The organism is Streptomyces sp. NPDC001709 (assembly GCF_053596375.1).
The window spans coordinates 148513-169310 of record NZ_JBSFGB010000019.1 but is presented as its reverse complement, the minus strand read 5'-3'; the positions used below and the strand labels follow the sequence as shown (position 1 = coordinate 169310).

The following is a 20798-nucleotide window of genomic DNA, read 5'->3' as shown; positions in this document are numbered from 1 at the left end:
AAGGAATCCTTGCAATGAAGCACTCCTCCAGACAGCGTCGTCTGACCGCAGCAGCCCTCACAGCCCTGGCCGTGGCCGTCAGCGCCACCGCCTGTTCCTCCGGTTCGGGCACCACCGATGCCAAGGGTGCCGGCAGCGGCACGTACACCATCTGGGACCCGTACCCGCAGTTCGACAAGGGCTCGGCCTGGGTGAAGCTGCTGGACCGGTGCGGCACCGAGGCCGGGGTGAAGATCAAGCGGACCGCCTTCGACACCAGCGACCTGGGCAACAAGACACTGCTGGCGGCGCAGCAGGGCAACTCGCCGGACGTCCTCATCGTGGACAACCCGGTGGTGTCGACCCTGGCGGAGGCTGGCGTGCTCACCACGACCGAGGACACCAAGCTGGACACCTCCAAGGTGGACCCCAACCTGCTCGCGGCCGGCCAGTCGGGCGGCAAGACGTACGGTACGCCGATCGGCGCCAACACCCTGGCCCTCTACTACAACAAGAAGGTGCTGAAGGAAGCCGGGGTGGACATCGCCTCGGTCAAGGACTGGACGTCGCTGACGGCGGCGCTGGCGAAGGTCAAGAAGGCGGGCAAGAAGGGCGTCACGTTCTCGGCGATCGGCACGGAGGAGGGCAGTTTCCAGTTCCTGCCGTGGTTCTGGGGCGCGGGCGCCAAGCTGACCGGGCTCGACTCCGCGCAGGCCGTGTCCGCCCTGTCGCTGTGGACGGACTGGCTGAAGCAGGGCTACGCCCCCAACTCGGTGCTCAACAACACCCAGACCACCAGCTGGCAGGAGTTCGCCGGCGGCGACTACGCCTTCGCGGAGAACGGCACCTGGCAGCTCGCCAACGCGAGGAAGGCCGGGCTCGATTACGGGGTGCTGCCCATCCCCGCGGCCACGGGAGGCAACGCTGCGGCCCCGACCGGCGGCGAGTTCGTCACCGTCCCGGTCCAGGACGACACCGCCCGCTACACCATCTCCCGGAAGCTCACCACCTGCCTGACCAGCGCCCAGAACCTCTACGACACCGACACCACCCTGTCCTACGTGGCCCCCACCAGCGAGGTCCAGAACAAGCAGGTGGCGGCGAACGCCGCGCTGAAGCCATGGGTCGACGCGGTCAAGTCGGCCAAGGGGCGCACGAGCGACGGCCTGGGCACCAAGTACCCCAAGATCTCCGAGCAGATGTGGAAGGCCGTCCAGTCCGCCCTCAGCGGATCCAAGTCGCCCAAGGACGCCCTCACTTCGGCGCAGGACGCGGTCAAGTGAGGTGGGACCGATGAAACAGACCACCCGTCCGCCGGACCGCCGGTCCGCGCGCGTCCGGGACGGGGCGGCCACCGCCGCCCCGCCCCCGGCCCGCACCAGGACACGCCGCCGTCCGACCTCCCAGCAGTGGGCCGCCTGGGGATTCCTCGCCCCGGTGACCGTCTACCTCGCCCTCTTCTACGCCTATCCGCTCTACCGCAACCTCGACCTCAGCCTGCGCCACTACACCGTCCGCTCCTTCGTACAGGGCAACGCACCCTTCACGGGCCTGAGGAACTACCAGACCGTCTTCGACGACCCGACCTTCGCCCCGGCCCTGCTCCACACGGCCGTCTTCACCGCCGTGTGCCTGGTCTTCCAGTACGCCATCGGCCTGGCCCTCGCGGTCTTCTTCAACCAGCACTTCCGGCTGTCGGCCACCCTGCGCGCCCTGTTCCTGGTGCCCTGGCGGCTGCCGCTCATCGTGTCGGCCTCCACCTGGTCGTGGATGCTCAACAGCGACTCCGGCGTCGTCAACGCCCTGGCGAGCGCCGTCGGCATCGCGCCGGTGAACTGGTTGACCTCACCGTCCTGGTCACTGATCTCGGTGATCATCGCGAACATCTGGATCGGCGTCCCGTTCAACCTGGTCGTGCTCTACAGCGGCCTGCAGTCCATCCCCGCGAGCCTGTACGAGGCCGCAGCCCTCGACGGGGCGAACGCCTGGCAGCGCTTCTGGCGCGTCACCTTCCCGCTGCTGCGCCCGGTGTCCGCGATCACCCTGCTGCTCGGGCTGGTCTACACGCTCAAGGTCTTCGACATCATCTGGATCATGACAAAGGGCGGCCCGGCGGACTCGTCCACCACCTTCGCCACCTGGTCCTACCAGCTCGGCTTCGGCAACCTCCTGCCCGCCTTCGGCCCGGGTGCGGCCGTCGGCAACCTGCTCGTGGTCGCCGCCCTGGTCTTCGGCCTGGTCTACGTCCGGGTCCAGCGGAAGCAGGCGCTGTCATGAGCCGGAGCACCAGCCGTACGTGGTGGAAGACGACCGCCGGTGTCCTGCTGACCGCGATGATGCTCTTCCCGGTGTACTGGATGCTGAACGTGTCCTTGACCCGCGACCAGGACATGCGCAAGAGCCCACCCGATCTGCTCCCTGTGCACGCCACCCTGGCCGGCTACCGCACCGTCCTCGACGAGCAGTTGCCCTACCTCGGCACCAGCCTCGTGATCGGCCTGGGCACCGTCGTCCTGACCGTCGCCCTGGCCGCCCCCGCCGGCTACGCCCTGGCCAAGCTGCGCCCGCGCGGCGGCGGCATCCTGAGCTTCGTGCTGCTGGCCGCACAGATGATCCCCGGCATCATCATGGCGATGGGCTTCTACGCCATCTACCTCCAACTGGGTCTGCTCCAGTCCGTCCCCGGGCTGATCGTCGCCGACTCCACCCTGGCCGTCCCCTTCGGCGTCTTGATCTTCACCGCGTTCATGTCCGGCATCCCCGGCGAACTGCTCCAGGCCGCGCAGATGGACGGGGCGAGGGCCCTGCGGACCTTCTGGTCCGTGGTGCTGCCGATGAGCCGCAACGCCGTCGTCACGGTCTCCCTGTTCGCCTTCCTGTGGTCCTGGTCCGACTTCGTCTTCGCCAGCACCCTCGTGGGCGGCGGCGCCCACGAGCCGATCACGCTCGGCATCTACCACTACATCGGCAACAACAACCAGCAGTGGAACGCCATCATGGCGACCGCTGTCGTGGCCTCGCTGCCGACCGCCGTGATCCTCGTCCTCGCCCAGCGCTACGTCGCCGCCGGCGTGACCGCCGGCGCCGTCAAGGACTGAGCCCCTCCCTCCCCTCACGACCGCTCCGGCTGCACGCCAGTCGGCCGGTTCCCCCTGCCCGAGAAACGAGTCCCACCACATGACCGCCGCCCCGACCGGCCCGGCCTTCTCCGTCCACGACATTCCGTTCAGCACGTACGGCTCCTGGTTCGACATCTCGCCCGTGGTGGCGGAGAAGACGTACGCCGAGGACCTGCACCTCGTCTCGCACCAGAACGGCATGCACGGCGTCCTGCGCCTGGTCCCGCTGGACCCGGTGACGGGCGAGCGGGCCGCGGCCCGCGTCGAGGCGACACCGGGCCTGCTCAGCTGGACCGGCGCGCAAGGACACGTCGACCTCGCCTACGAGTCGCCGGACACCGTGCGGCTGCGGGGGAGCGGCCTGGGCATCAGCGTCTTCGCCGCCGCGCACACCCTGACCCCGTTCAGCGGGACGTACTTCTTCCACGACCCGGCAGCGAACGGGCACGTGTTCACCTCGTACGAGACCGGACGCCGCTACCGCGTCACCGTGCTGTCCGGCACCTTCGCCGACCCGGCCGGAACCCAGGCCCTGGGCAGCGCCGACCGCGGTCTCGCCGTCACCGCCGCGGCGCACGGGTCCTGGGAGATGGCGATCGAGGAACTCGACACCTCTCGTCCGCCCTACGCGTCCTCGGCGCCCTTCGACGAGATCGTGGAGGCCGCGAAAAGAAGGTTCGGGGACTTCGTCGACGCCGTGGCGCCCTGGCGCTCGTCCGCCACCCCGGCCGCCGAGCTGGCCGCCTACGTCGTCTGGTCGGCGACCGTACGACCGACCGGCCTGGTCACCCGACCCGCCGTGCTGATGTCCAAGCACTGGATGGACAAGGTCTGGAGCTGGGACCACTGCTTCAACGCCCTTGCCCTGGCGCCCGGTTGTCCCGAACTGGCCCTGGACCAGTTCGCCCTGCCCTTCGACCACCAGGACGACAGCGGTGCCCTGCCCGACTCGGTCACCCACTCCGAGGTGCTCTACAACTTCGTCAAGCCGCCCATCCACGGCTGGGCCCTCGGCCACCTGCGCCGCCGCCTGCCGACACCTCTCGGCGAGGCCGAACTGGCAGAGATCTACGGCAGGTTGGAGCGCTGGACCGATTTCTGGCTCACCGCACGGAGAGCCCCCGGTGCCGAACTGGCCCACTACCAGCACGGCAACGACAGCGGCTGGGACAACGCCACCACCTTCGACCCCGAGCGCGTGGTCGTCACCGCCGACCTGGCCGCCTTCCTCGTCCTCCAACTGCGCGAACTCGCCGAGCTGGCGACCGAGTTGGGCAGGCGGGACGAGGCGCGCCGGTGGACCCGGGCGGCCGAGGATACCCGGACGGCACTGCTGGAGCAGCTCTGGAGCGGGGACAGATTCGTCGCCCGAGGCGTCGCCGGCGGGAGCACCTGGAGCAGCTCAAGCCTCCTCGACCTGATGCCCATCGTGCTGGGCGAGCACCTGCCCGGCGAGGTCGCCGGCGCGCTGGCCGACCACATCAAGGCCCACCTGACCCCGTACGGCCTCGCCACCGAACTGACCACCTCACCGCACTACCTCGCCGACGGCTACTGGCGCGGCCCGATCTGGGCCCCGGCCACCGTCCTCGTCGAGGACGGCCTGCGCCGCGCCGGCCACCACCGGCTGGCGGACGACATCAGCGCCCGCTTCCGCGGCCTGTGCGAGACCCACGGCTTCGCCGAGAACTTCGACGCCGTCACCGGCACGGGTCTGCGCGACCGCGCCTACACCTGGACCGCCAGCAGCTATCTCCTGCTGGCCGAAGCACACGCACACCGGGACGGCCGCTGACCGGCTGCCCCCCATAGCCCCCGGACCGTCCGGGCCCGCCACACTCACGCAGGAGCCGCACGATGAAATCGCCCCGGATACACCCCAGCCCCACCTCCCGCACCGGACGCCGAACGGGTCCGTCCGTCGCCGTCCTGCTGACCGCCCTGGCCGCGACCCTCGTGCCCGCAGCCCCGTCACAGGCCGCCGACACCGGCGTCACGGTGGACTTCGCGACAGCCGGCGGTGCGCCCACCTACCGCGCCTCCGGCATGATCTACGGGATGACGCCGAACGGGTCGCTGCCGCAGGACCACTTCTTCAAGGACATCAAGTGGCACTTCATGCGGGCCGGCGGCGCCCAGCTCAACAGCGGCGGCTACGGCACCAGCCTCGCCGACTACCAGACCCGCTGGAACGCCACGCTCGCCCAGTACAAGCGCACGGCGGCCCTCGGCGGCACCTTCGTGCTGCTCCCGCACGACCTGTGGGGCGCGGACAGCACCACCAGCCAGGGCTGGCCCGGCGACAACGGTGACTGGGCGAAGTTCGACAACTTCGTCACGCAGCTCATCAACGACGTCAAAGCCAACAACATGACCGTCGAGTGGGACCTGTGGAACGAGCCCGACGGCAGGGGCTTCTGGGCTCCCTCGCAGAGCCAGTACCTGCAGATGTGGTCGCGGTTCTACGCCCGGGTGCGGGCGGCCTTCCCGGGCCAGCTCATCGTGGGCCCCAGCATGGCGGGCCAGCCGACCTCCTCCAACACCTGGTGGACCACCTACCTCACCTACGTCAAGGCCCACAACGTCGCCCCCGACATCTACAGCTGGCACGACGAACCCGCCGATCCCGTCCCGGGCGTCGCCAGTGCCAACTCCACCCTCGCCGCGGCGGGCCTGACCAACACCCGCCCGTACCAGATCAACGAGTACGCGGCGCTCTCCCAGCAGAACCCCGGTGGCGGTGCCTGGTTCATCGGCCGGCTGGAGCGCGCCGGCGCCGACGGACTGCGCGGCAACTGGGCCTCCGGCACGAACCTGCACGACTACGAGGCCAACCTGCTCACCAAGAACAGCTCCGGCCAGTACCTGCCGCTGGGCGAGTGGTTCATGTACCGCTACTACGGTTCGCAGACCGGCAACATCGTCAACCTTACTCCGGGCGCCGGCACCGACGGCCTCGCCACCAAGGACAACACCGCCAGGAACGCCAAGATCCTGCTCGGCAGCAACGGCAACACCGGCAATGTCACCGTCAACCTCACCGGCCTGAACGCGACCTCGGTGGTGGAGAGCGGCAAGGTCCGCGCGGTCGTCCAGCGCGTCCCGTACAACGGCGGCGCCGCGGTGGCCGGGCCCGAGACGATCTCCGACACCACCCTGACCGTCGGCAACAACGCGGCTTCGGTGAGCATCCCCTGGAGCAACGCCAAGGACGGCTACACCGTCACCCTGCTCCCGCCGTCCAACACCACCGTCTCGACCGTCGCCGTCAGCGAGAACAGCGGCCAGTGCCTGGACGACACCAACCTGAGCACCGCCAACGGCACCCAGTACCAGCAGTACCACTGCGAGGGCGGCTACCAGCAGATGCTCGACCTCAAGCCGGTGGCGGGGAAGACCAACACCTACACCGTCGTCGACGAGCTGAGCGGCAAGTGCCTCGACGTCTCCGGGGCGTCCACCGCCGACGGCGCCGCCGTCATTCAGTACACCTGCAACGGCGCGGCCAACCAGCAGTTCACCCTCAACCCCGTCACGGCACTCGGCAACAGCAAGGACTACCAACTGGCCGCCGTCCACAGCGGCAAGTGCGTCGACGTCAGCAACATCTCCACCGCTCCGGGAGCCCTCGTCCACCAGTGGACCTGCGACCCGGCCGGCGCCCTCAGCACCAAGAAGAACCAGATCTGGCGACTCCCCGGCAAGTTCTGACGGCTGAAACGGGTCCGCACTGTAGTCGGTTCACGGCCGCGACGGGAACCGGGGGCTTCGGTCTGTGTGGCCGAAGGCCCCTGGTTCCACGTGTCCAGCGCCTACGATCCCAGCTCGGCGGAGAAGGGCCGGTCGTAGACCTCGAAGTTGCGTAGGGACGCCCATGCCCCGGAAGGCAACCCGGTGACCGTGACACGCACATACCGTGCCCGGGTCCGGAACATGGCGACCTGGACCTGACTGGTGCTGGTGGTGGCCGTGTTGTCGGCCAGCGTGCTCCACCTGCGGTCGTCGACGGAACCCTCGATCGTGTAACGGTAGTTGGTCCCGTCCAGTTCCCAGGCGATGCGGGTGCCGGTCAGCGACCGGGGCGAGCCGAGGTCGACCTTGAGCCAGTGGCCGGTGCCGCCGTCGTTCGCACACCACCGGGTCGCGGTGGAACCGTCCACCGCCCTCGCGGCGGTGTTGCCCTTCGAGGACTCCTCGCTGTCGGCCGTCGCCGTCCGGCCGACTGCGATGTCGGCCGGTTGGACGGACCGGTCCAGCGTGACGCCGACGACGCTGTCCTCGGGATGGGCGGTGCGGTCGATGCCGGTGATCGTCACCCGGCCGTCGCCTCCGGCCGAGTACGCCAGGCCGGCACCGGTGCGCACATCGAAGGCCCGCACGACCCTGGCGTCACCGAGCGACGGGACGGTGAACGAGGTGCCGCTGTAGCCGTGCAGCAGGTGCACGTAGAACGTGTCGTCCTTGTAAGTGAAGCCGTACTGGCCGTCGACCGGGTTCCACGGGCCGCCGCGGGTCCCGTAGACCGACCGGCCGCAGGACGCCATGAAGGTGCCGATCCGCCGCAGCAGCCCGGCCTGGGCGTCGGACACCGTGCCGTGCCGGTCCGGGCCGACATTGACCATCACGGTCATGTTCCGCACCCAGCAGTTGACGAGAATGTCCATGGCGGTGCCGTAACTCATCACGGTGCCATCGGAGTTGTAGCCCCAGGTGCTGCCGACGCTGAACACCTTCTCGACCAGGCCGGTGCGGATCGCTCCGCTCGGGACGGAAGGGCCCTCGTCGCTGGCGTAGTCGCCCGTCCAGCCCGAGCGTGAGGTGGCGATGATCCCGGGCTGGTGCTTGCGCACCATGCCCATCAGCCCGAGCGGCCTGCCGTCGTCGTCCGTCTCGCCGTAGACGGCGTCCACCGGCCACTCGTTGGCGGGGTCGCGGTACCGGCCGGGTTCCCAGAAGAACGCGCCGTCCGCGTCGCTGCCCTGCTCCGCCACCCAGCCGCCGTCCCACCACAGGTCGTCGATCGGGCCGTACCGGGTGACCAGCTCCTTGACCGACTGGTACACCTCAGTCTTCATGACCCGTGCGTTCTCCTTGTGCGCGGGATCGGTCGTGTAGTTCCAGGGGTTGGGCGCGCAGTGGGTGCCACGGACGTCGTAGTAGCCGGGATAGCGCCAGTCGATCGGCGAGTAGTACAGGCCCACCTTCAGACCCGCCGCCCGCACCGCCGCGACGTAGTCCTTGACGAAGTCGCGGCCCAGCGGCGCCTGCCCCGAGTTCCAGCTGTTGGGATGGTTCAGCGGCCACAGCGCGAAACCGTCGTGGTGGCGCGTGGTCAGCGTCACGTACCTCGCCCCGAAGTCCTTGGCCAGCCGCGCCCAGGCCTCCGGGTCGTAGGCGTCCGCGGTGAACTGCTCGTCGGTGGCGTCGGTGACGTACTTCCGGTAGTCCGCCGGCGTGACCGGGGCGCTGTGCATCCACCACTCGCCCTTGGCCGGGCCCGCGTACACGCCCCAGTGGATGAACATGCCCAGCTTGGCGTCCTGGAGCCACTGGATCGTGGCATCCGGCTGCTGCTCGACCCCCATGTCGGTCCTCGGGATCCGCAGGGCAGGCAGCGGCAGCGGCTGGGGTGCGGTGGGCGCGGCGTACGCGGGTGCCGCCACCGTGGCGGAACCGACCGCGGTGGCCACCGTCATGGCCGCCATGGCGGCGAGTACCGATCTGCGTGACGTGGATTCCGGCAACGTGGATCCTCCTGTTCGATCGTTCTCCGAGACATTGGCTGAATGGGGCGGAGAGCCGGTCGGTCAGGACGCCGTGCCGGTCACCGAGCCTCCGGACTTCGTCACGTGGTACGTGACGATGGCGCCGCTCCAGAAGTGGAACTTCAGCGTCACCGGCGCGTCGTTGTGCAGCGCCTTCAGGAAGTCGGACGTCAGGGTGATCCCGCCGCCCGCGTAGTCGGGTGAGAAGGACTGGTTGAACTGCTGGTACGGGGTCCAGTCGGCCGGGCCGGCGTTGCTGCCGTCGGCGTACGTGGCCTCCATGGTCGCCAGCACGTCACCGCGGTACTGCGTGGGAAGGGCGAACGAGCCGCTCGTGCCCGTGGCGTTCGACAGCACCGGGGTGTCGTAGGTGATGACGTCGATCTTCCAGGGCAGCCCGCGGGAGAACCGGGCCTGGAGCGTCGTGTTCACCCCGTACGCGCGGTTGCCGGTCAGCCGGGTCAGCGCGGTGGCCGTGAGGGTGAGCCGGTCGCCGGACACGGTGTAGTCCCGTCCCGCGACCAGCTTCTTGCTGCCCTGCCACAGGCCCCGGAAGGTGGTGCCGTTGGGGTTCAGGGTGAGTGTCTGTGCCGTGATCGGGGTCGACTTCGCCACGAAGACCTGGTCGGAGGAGGCGGTGCCCGAGCGGGTGGTCCAGCTCGACTTGATCCAGGCGAACAGGGCGGGGTCCCGCCACTTGAGGGTGGAGCGGTTCAGGTAGGAGAAGGGGTCCCACAGGGCGGTGGTGACCCCGGCGACCCGCGCCTGGTGGCCGAGCTGCTCCAGGTACTTCAGTCCCTCACCCCGCTCGATGGGGTCGGGATGGGTGTAGTCGGGCCAGCTGAGCGTGCCGTACTCGCCGAGGTAGACGGGGATGCCCTTGGCGACGAACGTGTCGTGCATCCGGGCGAAGGAGTCGGTCAGGTCCTTCTGGGCGGTGGCGTCGTACCGGGTGCCGCCCGCGATGTTCACGCTGAACGGGTACCAGCTGTAGTAGTGCACGGTGGCGACGAGGTTGCTGTCGTGCAGCGCCCCGATCGTGGTGGACAGGTCGTCCATGAGGTTCTGGGCGGGTGTGCAGCCCTGTGTGGGCAGGACGAGCAGGCGGTTGGTGTTCCCGCCGCCCGTGGCGCGGACGACCTTGTGGAAGGAGGTGTTCAGCTCGTTCAGGAACTGGGTCTTCTGCGCGGGCGTCGCGTTGTTGAACTGCGGCTCGTTGACGCTCTCGAAGAGCAGGGTGCGCGGCTCGTCCCGGAACGTGGTGGCGATCTGGGACCAGGAGGCGTCGAAGCGGGCGAGCACCTTGTCGTGGTTGGTCGTCATGTCAGCGATCCACTGCCACGAGTCGTGGTGGACGTTGATCACGACATAGAGGCCGTCCGCGAGCGCCCAGTCGACCACCTGCTTGACGCGGTTCATGTACGTGGCGTCGATGGTGTAGGGCGCGGTGGCGGACTGGTGGTCGGTCCAGGTCACCGGGATGCGGACGCTGCGGAAGCCCTGCGCGCGGATGGTGTCGAACAGGGCTTTGGTGGCTGGCGGGTTGCCCCAGGACGTCTCGTCCGGAATGGCGTCCAGGGTGTTGCCCAGGTTCCAGCTGGGCTGCATGGCCGCCACGGTGTCCATGGCGGAGGCCGGAACCCTGACCTGCGACCGCGCCGGGTGCGCCGTGCCGCCGGCCGCCGCCATCGTGGTGCCGCTGGACAGGCCCACGATGGCGAACAGCGTCAGGAGCAGGGTGGCCAGGCGTCCGGGGCCGCGGCTGCGGTGGTGTGCGGGGTGCCGTATGTCCTTCACCTGTCGTTCCTTTCGGCCGGTCCTGCGGATGGGGGTCGGATCGGTCGTCATGGCCTGAGGGGCTCGTAGTCGAACCAGTCGAAGCGGACGGTGCCGGACGCGGCGTACATGCCGATGACACGGCCCGTGAAGCCGCCGGCGACCTCGGTCGACAGATAACGGCCGTCGAGGGTCGCGAGCACGGTGAAGGTGCCGTCGGGCCGCTCGACGCCGAGGGAGACGACGTCGGGGCCGGTGCGGGCATCGTGTGGCGGCGGAGGGTCGGTGATCGTGAGGGCGAGGACCACCGGCCCGTCGGGTACGGGCTGTGCGGCCACGACCGTGCGCAGGGAGCCGACGCGCGCGATCACCCGCACTTCGCGGCCGGACACCTCGATCGCGTAGTGGTGCCGCTCGTCCAGCCGCACGGCCAGGCCGCCGGTCCCGTCCGAGGGGTCGACCAGGGTCCGCGCGCGGCACGACAGGTGCTGCTGGCGCCGGCCGGTGAAGACGACGTCGGGTGCGTCGAGGTCGGCGCCCCGCGCGCGGAGCGTCAGCCATCCGGGGCGCTCCTTGGTGGTGCAGAGTTCGGCCGGGCGGTCCCGCACGGAGATCCACGACGGGCGCAGTTCGCTCAGGTCGAAGTCGTCCCGCGGCTCCTCGACGGGTCCGGGGACCAGAGGCCACGGGAGTTCCGGCAGGTCCAGGGCGACCTCGCCGACCACCGGCCAGCCGTCCACCCAGGTCACGGGCGCCAGGAAGGTCTCCCGGCCGAGTACGTGCCAGCCAGGCGTGCCGCCGCCCGGCCGTACCCCGAGCAGCACCATCCACCACGAGCCGTCGGGCGCCTGGACCAGATCGGCGTGCCCGGTGTTCTGCACGGGGTGGTCGGTGCTGCGGTGGGTGAGGATCGGGTTGGCCGGGCACGGCTCGAACGGGCCGCTCGGCGTGAGACCGCGGGCGATCGCCACGCCGTGGCCGCGCTCGGTGCCGCCCACGGCGATGAGCAGGTACCAGTAGTCGCCTATCCGGTACAGGTGTGGCGCCTCCGGAGCTTTGTCGCCGGGCGCGCCGGACCACAACTTCCGCGGTGGCCCGTACGTCTCGCCGGTGTGCGGGTCGATGCGTACCTGCGCGACCCCGGCGACCGTGCACCAGCAGGTGCCGTCCTCGCCCCAGGCCAGGTCGGGATCGATGCCGGGCACATCGGGGAGGCGGACGGGATCCGACCATGGTCCGGCCGGGTCAGTGGCGGTGGCGACCAGGTTGCCGCCGCCCGCGCTCACGTTGGTGACGATCAGCCAGAAGCGTCCGTCGTGGTGGCGCAGGGTGGGGGCGTAGATCCCGGCGGAGGACGGCATGTCGGCCGGCAGCCGCAACTGGCTCGGCCGGTCCAGGGCGTTGCCGATCTGCGTCCAGTGCACCAGGTCGCGGCTGTGGAAGAGGGGTACGCCGGGGAAGTACTCGAAGCTGGAGCAGGCGAGGTAGTAGTCGTCGCCGACCCGGCAGATGCTGGGGTCGGGGTGGAAACCGGGGATCACGGGGTTGGCGGGGCCGGTGTCTGACAAGCCACCAGGTCCTTTCGGTATACGGGATGTACGTGGCTCAGCCGGATGTTCCGTCCGGAGAGGGCGCGTTGAGGCGGCTGAGCCGGAGCAGCACGGCGGAGGGCGCGGTGGGCAGGGTCACGGTGAGGTGACCGGCGTCCGGGCGCCAGCCGGTGGTGGCCTGACTGGTGGACGGGTAGAGCAGGCCCACGCGGACGTGCGCGCCGCGCAGGTGCGGAAGGCGGAGAGTCGCGGAGGCCTCGGTGCCGGGGCGGCGCCAGGCCGTGAGGTAGGTGGTGTCGCCGGTGCGCAGGGCCAGTGCGATCCAGGGGTCGTCCCAGGCGGGAAGGCCGAGGGGCCAACAAGGCACGGCCTGTGCCAGGTCGGCGCGGACGGCCTTGTACACCGTCACCGCCTCGTGGACGAGGGCGCGTGCCTCGGGCGGCAGTTCGGGCAGCCGGCCGGAGAGGTGGATACGGCCCAGGAGAGCGCTGGCCATCGTGAACGCGACCTCGTCGAGGGAGTCCTCCGGCTGCGGGTAGGCCCAGACGGCGCCTTGTTCGGGGGTGACGGCGGTGGGTGCCGAGGCCGCGATGGGCGCGTAGAGCCGGAGGTTCTGCTGGTCGCTGGTGGACTGCACTTGCATCCGGGACAGCAGGGCGTGGTCCCACCGCATGCCGCCGGAGGAGCAGTTCTCCAGCACCAAGTGGGGGTGCCGGTCGAGGACGCCGTCGAGCCAGTCGAGGTGCGCGCGGTTGTGGCCGAGCAGCCCGGCGCCCGGTGACTCGCCGGGACGGCTGCTGGTCCCGGAACCGGGGTCGATGTTGTGGTCGAGCTTGAGATATCCGACGCCCCACTCGCCGGCCAGGCGGTCCACCACCCGGTCCAGGTGGGCACGTGCGGCGGGGTGACGGAGGTCCAGGTGGTACCGGCCGCCCTCCACGACACGAACCCCGTCGCGGCGGAAGAACGCCTCGTCGGGCAGCATCCCGGCCACGGGGCTGTGCACACCGACCACTTCCGGCTCCAGCCACAGCCCCGGGACCATGCCGCGTGCGCGGATCCGGGCCAGCGCCTCGTGGATCCCGTTCTCGCCGGGGAAGCGCGAGGCGGCCGGTTCCCAGGCGCCGACGGTGGTCCACCAGCCGCCGTCGCCGTCGTCGTACCAGCCGGCGTCGATGACGAAGTACTCGGCGCCGGCCTCGGCCGCCGCGTCGATCAACGGCAGGAGTTTCTCGGTGGTGGGGTCTCCCATCAGGCAGTTCATGTAGTCGTTGAAGATGACGGGCAGCCGCCTGTGGTCGGGGTGCGGACGGCGCAGGGCGCGCCGGTAGCGGGTCAGCGCGGCGAACGCGGCGTCCGGTCCGCCGTCGGCGCTGAACGCCACAGCGGCGGGTACGGCGCTGAAGGCCGCCCCGGGTGCCAGGGCGTGCCGCCAGCCGTGGTGCGTGTCGGTCGGCCCGAACAGTGCCGTGTACGCCGCGCCGTGGCGTTCGCCGCACTCCCAGCGCCAGCCACCGTTGTGCTCGATCTGCCACACCCAGGTGCGGCCGGAGTGGCGGTCGGTCAGTCCTCCCATGGGCAGATGTCCGCAGCTGGACCAACTGCCCTGCCCGGTCAGGGCGAAGGCTCCCCTGCCGTTGCCGAAGTGCACGCGTCCGCTCAGGACGGGCGAGGTCAGGCGCATCGGACGGCACTGCCACCGGCATTCGGCGAGCCAGTCGTTGTCCGCCCACAGCAGGTCCGAGGCGTCGATGGCCGCCGGAACTTCCGCGGTCAGGCGGCTCACGACGAGAGAGCTGACCGACTCCAGGAACAGCGTCTCCCGGCCTTCGTTGCGCAGGGTCACCTCGCCGCGCACGACGGGCACACCGTCGAGCGAACGGTACGTCACCTCTGCGGCCAACCCGGTCTCTGGATCGTGGAGTTGGACGGTCAGTGTGTGCCAGTCGCCCTCGCGGGCCGTGTGGTGGGACCGGTGGCGCAGCCGCCCGCCGATCGTGGTGTCGACGAGGCGGTTGCCAGACCAGCCGCGGCCGTGCCCCGCGGCCGTCACCTCCACCAGGGGCAAGGAGGCACGGGGGTTCGCGTCACCGCCGGCGGGCGGCCCGAGGCACGTCAGGAGGGGGCTGCCGTTCTCATCGAGGGTGATCTGGAGCCGAAGGGCGTCGTGACCCCAGCGGATCGTGTGCTGTTCCTCGGTCATGGTGGCCTCTCGGAGTCAGGTCCTGCGCAGCACCGCGCAACCACCGGGGGTCAGCTCGTGGACCGTGGCGCCGGTGAGCAGGTCGTGAGCGGGATCCGGCAGCGGCACGGTCTCCGCGCGGTGGTTGAGCAGGAACTGCCAGCGACGGCCGTCGGACGCGTGCCGGGTGACGGCTTCGACACCGTCCGACAGACCCGGCAACTCCGGCTCGACACCCGCCTCCTGCAGCAGTCGGCCGACCAACGCGCCGTAGTCGGCGTCGTCGAGGCGAGTGGAGACGTACCAGCCCTGTCCGGCTCCGAAGCGGTGCCGGGTCAGCGCCGGGCCGCCGGTGAGCATGCCGTGGGTGTAGGCGGCGAGCGTCTCGGCGCCCTCGCTGCGCAGGGACTCGCTCCAGACCGAGCCGTACGAGCCGTCCGACAGAGCGATCCGCTCATCCGCCCGCAGCGGGCGGTGCTCCTCGACACGGATGCCCAGGGCCTCGCGCAGCGGCTCGGCGGGATAGCCGCCGAGACGGGCGTGCATGCGGTCGTCGACGCATCCGTTCGCGTGCTGGACGAGGAGGATCCCGCCGTCGGCGACGTAGCGGCGGAGGTTCTCGGCGCCCGCGTCGGACAGGAGGAACAGGGCAGGCGCGACGACGAGCGCGTAGCGGCTCAACTCGTGCTCGGGATGGGCGAAGTCGACCGTGACGCCGGCGTCCCACAACGCCCGGTGCGCCCGGCTCAGCTCCCCGTGGTAACCGAGTCCGGCGGAGGGCAGGCCGTCGACGCTCAGGGCCCACCAGGCGTCCGCGTCGTGCAGGACGGCCACGGACGCGTCGACCCTCGAACCCGCCAGCTCGCCGAGCCGGGAGACCGCCTGCCCGACCTGCGTGACCTCGCGGAAGATACGGCTGTCGGGGCCCGCGTGCGGGACCATCGCCGAGTGCCAGGTCTCGGCACCGGCCCGGGACTGCCGCCACTGGAAGAAGAGGGCGCCCTCCGAACCGCGCGCGATGTGACCGAGGGTGTGGCGCAGGATCTCCCCGGGCTCCTTGCCCAGCACCCGGTCGCTGTCGTAGACGGTGTTGGTGCCCTGCTCCATCAGCAGCCAGGGGCCACCGCCGCTCAGGGAGCGGACGCGGTCGGCGTGGAAGGCGGCGTCGGCGGCGGCGTCCAGACCAGGCGACCCCGGGTAGTGATCGGAGGTGACCACGTCGAGTTCGCGGGCCAGGGCCCACAGGTCCACGTTCTGGTAGGCGGGCAGCATCAGGTTGGTCGTCACCGGCCGGTCGCTGTGCGCGCGGATCGCGTCGCGCTGCTCGCGGTAGGCGGCGACGGTGTCGTCGGACCAGAAACGGCGGAAGTCCAGGCTCTGGCCCGGGTTCTTGTGCCACTGCGTCGCGCGTGGCGGCAGCACCTGTTCCCAAGACATGTAGCGCTGACTCCAGAAGGCCGTTCCCCAGGCCTCGTTGAGGGCGTCCAGCGAGCCGTGGCGGGCGCGCAGCCACACCCGGAAGGCCGCCGCCGCGTGCTCGCAGTGGCAGAGGGTGGCGTACTCGTTGTGCACGTGCCACAGCGCGAGGGCCGGGTGGTCGCCGTACCGTTCGGCGAGGGCCGAGGCGATCCTGCGGGCCGCGTTCCGGTAGGCGGGTGCGGCCAGGCAGTAGGTGTCGCGGCTGCCGTGGGTGAGACGGGTGCCGTCGGGTGTGACCGGCAGGGCGTCGGGGTGGGCGAGGGTGAACCAGGGCGGCGGGGAGGCCGTCGGTGTGGCGAGGTCGACGGCCACGCCGTTCGCGTGCAGGCGCTCCAGGTGGGCGTCGAGCCAGGCGAAGTCGTAGCGCCCCTCCTCCGGTTCGAGCAGGGCCCAGGAGAAGACGCCCACGGTGACCAGGTTGACCCCGGACCGGCGCATGAGCGCGTCGTCCTCCTTCCAGACGGGCTCGTCCCACTGCTCCGGGTTGTAGTCCCCACCGAAGGCGAGCCCGCCCAGGCGGCCAGTGATGCTGCGGGTGGTCACGGCTGTTCCTCCGGTACGGGAGTCGGGTGCAGCGTGTGGCATGGTGACGGCTCCTTCCCCTGTGTCGAAGCGCTTCACCTGCCTCGCGAAGTTAACGGACATGTTTCATGCGTAACAAGAGTGCGGACCTAAAGAGAGGTACTTCTTGCAGGTCCATTGACACTCCGTCATGACGATGAAAGCGTCGATGCGCTTCGACATTCTGTTTTCAGTCCGACATCCACTCCCGCTTGTTGAGGGTGACTCGTGGGTTCTCCCTCCCCTTCCGCTCGGTGCCCGGTGAACACCCCGCCCTTCCCGGTCCTGCCCGCCGGATTCCGCTTCGGCGCGGCCACGTCCGCCTACCAGATCGAGGGCGGCCACGACGAGGACGGCCGCGGCGCCTCCATCTGGGACACCTTCAGCCACACACCCGGTCGGACGCACGCGGGCGCCACCCTCTACCACTGGGACCTCCCGCAGGCCCTGGAAGACCGTGGGGGCTGGCCCGTACGGGAGATCGCCGAGGCGTTCGCGGCGTACGCGGCGCTTGCCGCCGACCGCTACGGCGACCGGGTGGAACGCTGGATCACCCTCAACGAGCCCTACTGTTCCGCCTTCGTCGGTCATGCCGAGGGCCGACACGCCCCCGGCACACAGGAGGGACGGGGCGCCCTGGCCGCCGCCCACCATCTGCTCATCGGCCACGGACTCGCCGTACAGGCCCTGCGCGCCGCGGGCGTCGTCGGGGAGATCGGCATCACCCTCAACCTGGACCGCATCCACGCCGCGTCCGACCGGCCCGAGGACATCGCCGCCCGCCGTCGCGCCGAGACCCTGTACAACGACATCTGGACGGAACCGCTCTTCGCCGGACGCTACCCCGCGCACGAGGCCGAGACCTGGGCCGGGCGCGCCGACGGCCCCTGGCGGTCGCCGGGGGACCGGGACCTGATCGGCACGCCGCTGGACTTCCTCGGCGTCAACTTCTACCGGCTCCTCACCGTGGCCGAACTGGACCCGTACGGCACCCGGCACACCACCATGGGCTGGCCGGTCGTCCCGTCCGCGCTCACCGAGCTGCTCTGTGAACTGCGTGTCCGCTACCCGCAGTCGACGCCGACCGCATCGGCTACCTCGCCGAGCACCTCGCCGCCGTGGCCGACGCCATGGCCGCCGGTGTGGACGTACGCGGTTACCACGCCTGGTCGCTGCTGGACAACTTCGAGTGGGCACGTGGCTACGACCAGCGCTTCGGACCGGTCCACGTCGACTACGACACCCTGACCCGCACCCCAAGGACAGCTACCACTGGTACCGGGGCCTGATCAGCGCGCACCGAGCGCGCACGGAGGAACCTGCCCGATGAAGTTCACGGACGGCTACTGGCTGATGCGCCCCGGCTGCACGGCCCGCTATGCCACCGAGGTCGCCGACGTCCGCGCCGACGACAACCGGCTGACCCTGTACGCGCCCGTGAAACACGTGAGCCGGCGCGGTGACACCCTGAACAGCCCGCTGCTGACCGTGGAGTGCTGGTCCCCGGCCGAGGGGGTCATCGGCGTGCGCACGACCCACCATGCCGGATCGGCGCGCCGGGGACCGGAGTTCGCGTTGCCCGGCGCCGGTGCGGACGCCGGCAAGGTGCGCCGGGACGGGGCGGTGCTGGAACTGGTCTCCGGCGAACTGACGCTACGCGTGGACACGGAACAGCCATGGCGGCTGGAGTTCATCGCCGACGGCCACGTGCTGACCTCCGCGGGCGAGCGCGGCAACGGGTTCGTCACCGATGCCGAAGGCCGCCATCACATGCTCGCCCAGCTGTCGTTGGGGGTCGGAGAGGCTTGTCTACGGCCTGGGGGAGCGATTCACGCCTCTGGTAAAGAACGGGCAGACGGTGGACATCTGGCAGGCCGACGGCGGCACCAGCAGCGAACAGGCCTACAAGAACATCCCGTTCCACCTGACCAACCGCGGATACGGCGTCTTCGTGAACCATCCCGGCAGGGTCGGCTACGAGGTCGGCTCGGAAGCCGTCGGCCAGGTCCAGTTCAGCGTCGAGGACCAGTCGCTGGAGTACTTCGTCGTCCACGGTCCGACCCCGAAGCAGGCCCTGGAGCGCTACACCGCGCTCACCGGCCGCCCGGCCCTGCCGCCGGCCTGGGCGCTGGGCCTGTGGCTGACCACGTCCTTCACCACCGAATACGACGAGGCCACGGTCTGCCGTTTGCGTCGGATGTACTCCGACAGCGGCATCCCCGCCAGTGACGAGAGCAGCCGCCGGAAGTGGTACTCCGACGGGACCGTGATCCGGGCCAGCGCGGATACCTCGATGTGCTGGTCGAGGCGACACCAAGCCTGCCGCACCCGACATCCTGTGCCCGCTGCGGTCGGGTACGGCGGCCTTACCGAGCCGGGCAAGAGGGCACAGCGGAACAGGCATCGAGCATGGTGCTCGATGCCGGTTCCGCGGGTGGGCGTTTCGCCAGGACGTGGTGAGGGCCGGGCTACGAAGCCCAGATGTCGTAGATCGGGATGGCGTTCTGGTCGTTCGAGGTCATATGCGTCAGACCGAGCGCATCCTCGACCGTCCGGGTCACGTCGTAGTGGTTGTAGTAGGTGTTCGACGTCGACCCGCCCGGCTTCATCAGGCCCGGGGATCCGACGATGATCGTGGGAATGGGGTTGGCGGACGTCCAGTACCTGTCCTCGTCCCAGGTGATGATCAGCAGCGACTTCTCTTTCGTGAACGCGTTGGAGTTGAGGAGCTTCGGCAGGTTGTTCTTCATCCAGTTGTCGCCCGCGGTCACGCACGTGGAGATGCTGGGGCTGCAGTTGTTGTGCATCGTGTTGTCGCTGTTGGGCACGAACCACACGTAGTTGGGCATGCTCGTCGTGGTGCTCGCGAGGTCCGTCCAGAACTGCGAGATCGACTTCAGATGGTTCTGGCAGTACGTGCTGTCGTCCCCCACTCCCTTGAAGTAGAGGAACGGCAGGTCATCGGGGTCGTACGGGGCCTTGGCCGTGAGGTCGCAGCTGCTGCTCGTGCCCTCGATGTAGCCCCTCCACGTCTTGCCCGCTGCCTCCGTGATCGAGCCCAGGTGCGGCGTGTTGATGCCGCCGACGCTGTTCAGGTAGGAGAAGTTGTTGCCCTGGATGCCCACCTGGGCGGCGGCCAGCGCGACGTAGTTGGGGTCGCTCGGGTGCATCAGGCCGTGCGAGTTCGTGAGTGTGATGTTGTCGCAGGCGAGCTTGGAGAGGTAGGGGGCGGGCGCCGTGCTGGGAGAGGCGCAGTTGGGCTTGTTGTCGCTCGTGCCGAAGATGTCGCTGGGCGCCTTGTTCTCCATCATGACCATGAAGACGTGGTCGAGGGCCGGAACCTTGCCCGCCGTCGAGGGGGGCGAACCGACATAGAAGTGCACCGGGACGCTGTACAGATCGCCGAGTTTGGGGTCGGTGGCCAGGTCGGTGCTGTATCCGTCCTTGTACAGGTAGTAGGCCACATAGCCGCCGGACGCCAGGCCGCTCGTCGAGAGGGTCGCCGTCCCTGAGGCGCCCGGCGCGTAGGCCCACTTGACGTAGTGCGAGCTGTCAACGGGGTCGGTGTCTCGGTAGATGCCGATCCAGTTGTTCGACAGACCCCACTGGTCCGGCACGCTGTACTTGGCTGTGATGGTTTCCCCGGCCGTGTAGCTGGACTTGTCGAGGCTCAGCGTGGGCCCAACCCAGAAGTGGCGGCTCGCCAGTTGTGCGTAGCCGTTGTTCTGCAGGAGGTAGGCCACATACTCCCCCGGGATCAGGGTGGTGCCTGCTGCCTGGTTGCTGTCCCCCTCGGTCTTGCCCGGGGCACCGCTGACGGCGAAGGTCAGCGACCCCGAGGAACTCTGGGCGTACGCCCACTTGATCGCGTTCACCGATCCGGGCGTGTCACCCGCCTTGTAGATGCCAACCCAGTTGTTGTTATTGGCTGTGGTGGTGTAGGCGACGTTGATCGTGTTCCCTTGCATGTACGTCGTCTTGTCAAGGGTGAGCGTGTCCGCAGTGGCCGAGGCGGGTACTGCGCTGAACGCCATGAGCAGCGCTATCGGCGTGAACAACCAGCACAGAAGCCTGAACCGTCTGTGTCTACGGGAGCCGGCCATGTCTCCACTCCTCACGTGGGGCGCATGCATGACAACAAGGTCGGTTGCGGCCCCAGCTTGGTTGGCTCACCAGGGGACCTTGGGGACGCGGCCGGCCCGCGATTCGGGGCGCGTCGCGCATCTGCACCAGCGCGAGACGGTAGCCAGGTCGGGGAGGGGTGCTGGGGACGTCGAGGTGGACCACGCTCATTCGGCGGTCCCACCGGAACGCCACTGCCGACCCGGCCACCGGTCGGCCGCACCTTACTCTGCGGCACCCGATTATTTCAATAGATGCACTCGAA

General features: G+C 69.6%; 11 protein-coding genes and 3 pseudogenes. 7 read left to right on the top strand and 7 right to left on the bottom strand.

Going from position 1 to position 20798, the window contains the following annotated elements; genetic code table 11:
- Positions 1-14 precede the first annotated feature (14 nt).
- The 5 genes from ACWC0C_RS26900 (at position 15) to ACWC0C_RS26880 (ending at position 6809) form a co-directional block, all read left to right on the top strand.
- The gene (locus ACWC0C_RS26900) at positions 15-1262 is read left to right on the top strand and encodes a sugar ABC transporter substrate-binding protein (protein WP_450866371.1); all 1248 of its coding nucleotides are present in this window, start codon (positions 15-17) and stop codon (positions 1260-1262) included.
- A 10-nt stretch (positions 1263-1272) separates the two neighbouring features.
- The gene (locus tag ACWC0C_RS26895) at positions 1273-2256 is read left to right on the top strand and encodes a carbohydrate ABC transporter permease (RefSeq protein WP_450866369.1); all 984 of its coding nucleotides are present in this window, start codon (positions 1273-1275) and stop codon (positions 2254-2256) included.
- Positions 2253-3077 (top strand): carbohydrate ABC transporter permease, encoded by an 825-nt coding sequence (locus tag ACWC0C_RS26890; protein ID WP_450866368.1) that lies wholly within the window; start codon positions 2253-2255, stop codon positions 3075-3077. The genes ACWC0C_RS26895 and ACWC0C_RS26890 overlap by 4 nt, the downstream gene beginning before the upstream one ends.
- Before the next feature lie 79 nt (positions 3078-3156).
- A complete protein-coding gene (locus ACWC0C_RS26885) occupies positions 3157-4893 on the top strand; it encodes an amylo-alpha-1,6-glucosidase (RefSeq protein WP_450866366.1) in 1737 nt (578 codons plus the stop codon).
- A 62-nt stretch (positions 4894-4955) separates the two neighbouring features.
- Positions 4956-6809 (top strand): RICIN domain-containing protein, encoded by a 1854-nt coding sequence (locus ACWC0C_RS26880; protein WP_450866365.1) that lies wholly within the window; start codon positions 4956-4958, stop codon positions 6807-6809.
- Between the two features lie 101 nt (positions 6810-6910).
- Here the strand turns inward: ACWC0C_RS26880 and ACWC0C_RS26875 are convergent, their stop codons facing one another.
- The 5 genes from ACWC0C_RS26875 to ACWC0C_RS26855 form a co-directional block, all read right to left on the bottom strand.
- A complete protein-coding gene (locus ACWC0C_RS26875) occupies positions 6911-8794 on the bottom strand; it encodes an alpha-L-fucosidase (protein WP_450866363.1) in 1884 nt (627 codons plus the stop codon).
- A gap of 111 nt (positions 8795-8905) precedes the next feature.
- On the bottom strand, positions 8906-10660 hold the full coding sequence (locus ACWC0C_RS26870) for a cellulase family glycosylhydrolase (protein WP_450866361.1): 1755 nt from the start codon (positions 10658-10660) through the stop codon (positions 8906-8908).
- A gap of 47 nt (positions 10661-10707) precedes the next feature.
- Positions 10708-12207: a glycoside hydrolase family 43 protein gene (locus ACWC0C_RS26865; protein WP_450866360.1), complete on the bottom strand. Its 1500-nt coding sequence runs from the start codon at positions 12205-12207 to the stop codon at positions 10708-10710.
- Between the two features lie 37 nt (positions 12208-12244).
- Positions 12245-14392 carry an alpha-galactosidase gene (locus tag ACWC0C_RS26860; protein ID WP_450866359.1) on the bottom strand — a complete coding sequence of 716 codons (2148 nt, stop codon included), beginning with the start codon at positions 14390-14392 and terminating at the stop codon, positions 12245-12247.
- A gap of 15 nt (positions 14393-14407) precedes the next feature.
- Positions 14408-16393: a beta-galactosidase gene (locus ACWC0C_RS26855; RefSeq protein ID WP_450866358.1), complete on the bottom strand. Its 1986-nt coding sequence runs from the start codon at positions 16391-16393 to the stop codon at positions 14408-14410.
- A 279-nt stretch (positions 16394-16672) separates the two neighbouring features.
- On the opposite strand from ACWC0C_RS26855, the pseudogene ACWC0C_RS26850 reads away from it, so the two are divergent.
- Both ACWC0C_RS26850 and ACWC0C_RS26845 read left to right on the top strand, forming a co-directional pair.
- Positions 16673-17741: pseudogene (locus ACWC0C_RS26850) on the top strand (family 1 glycosylhydrolase).
- A pseudogene (locus tag ACWC0C_RS26845) lies at positions 17738-18638 on the top strand (alpha-xylosidase); the annotation flags it as partial. The pseudogenes ACWC0C_RS26850 and ACWC0C_RS26845, both read left to right, overlap by 4 nt.
- Here the strand turns inward: ACWC0C_RS26845 and ACWC0C_RS26840 are convergent.
- Together ACWC0C_RS26840 and ACWC0C_RS26835 are read right to left on the bottom strand one after the other, a co-directional pair.
- Positions 18578-18739: pseudogene (locus ACWC0C_RS26840) on the bottom strand (AraC family transcriptional regulator); the annotation flags it as partial. The pseudogenes ACWC0C_RS26845 and ACWC0C_RS26840 sit on opposite strands and share 61 nt — an antisense overlap.
- 140 nt (positions 18740-18879) lie before the next feature.
- The gene (locus tag ACWC0C_RS26835; RefSeq protein ID WP_450866356.1) at positions 18880-20445 is read right to left on the bottom strand and encodes an alkaline phosphatase family protein; all 1566 of its coding nucleotides are present in this window, start codon (positions 20443-20445) and stop codon (positions 18880-18882) included.
- Between the last annotated feature and the right edge of the window lie 353 nt (positions 20446-20798).

Excerpts from the sequence above, each read along its gene's own strand:
- ACWC0C_RS26885 (WP_450866366.1), top strand. The coding sequence starts at position 3,157 with ATGACCGCCGCCCCGACCGGCCCGGCCTTCTCCGTCCACGACATTCCG.
- ACWC0C_RS26900 (WP_450866371.1), top strand. The coding sequence starts at position 15 with ATGAAGCACTCCTCCAGACAGCGTCGTCTGACCGCAGCAGCCCTCACA.
- ACWC0C_RS26890 (WP_450866368.1), top strand. The coding sequence starts at position 2,253 with ATGAGCCGGAGCACCAGCCGTACGTGGTGGAAGACGACCGCCGGTGTC.
- ACWC0C_RS26895 (WP_450866369.1), top strand. The coding sequence starts at position 1,273 with ATGAAACAGACCACCCGTCCGCCGGACCGCCGGTCCGCGCGCGTCCGG.
- ACWC0C_RS26860 (WP_450866359.1), bottom strand. The coding sequence starts at position 14,392 with ATGACCGAGGAACAGCACACGATCCGCTGGGGTCACGACGCCCTTCGG.
- ACWC0C_RS26835 (WP_450866356.1), bottom strand. The coding sequence starts at position 20,445 with ATGGCGTTCAGCGCAGTACCCGCCTCGGCCACTGCGGACACGCTCACC.
- ACWC0C_RS26880 (WP_450866365.1), top strand. The coding sequence starts at position 4,956 with ATGAAATCGCCCCGGATACACCCCAGCCCCACCTCCCGCACCGGACGC.
- ACWC0C_RS26875 (WP_450866363.1), bottom strand. The coding sequence starts at position 8,794 with ATGACGGTGGCCACCGCGGTCGGTTCCGCCACGGTGGCGGCACCCGCG.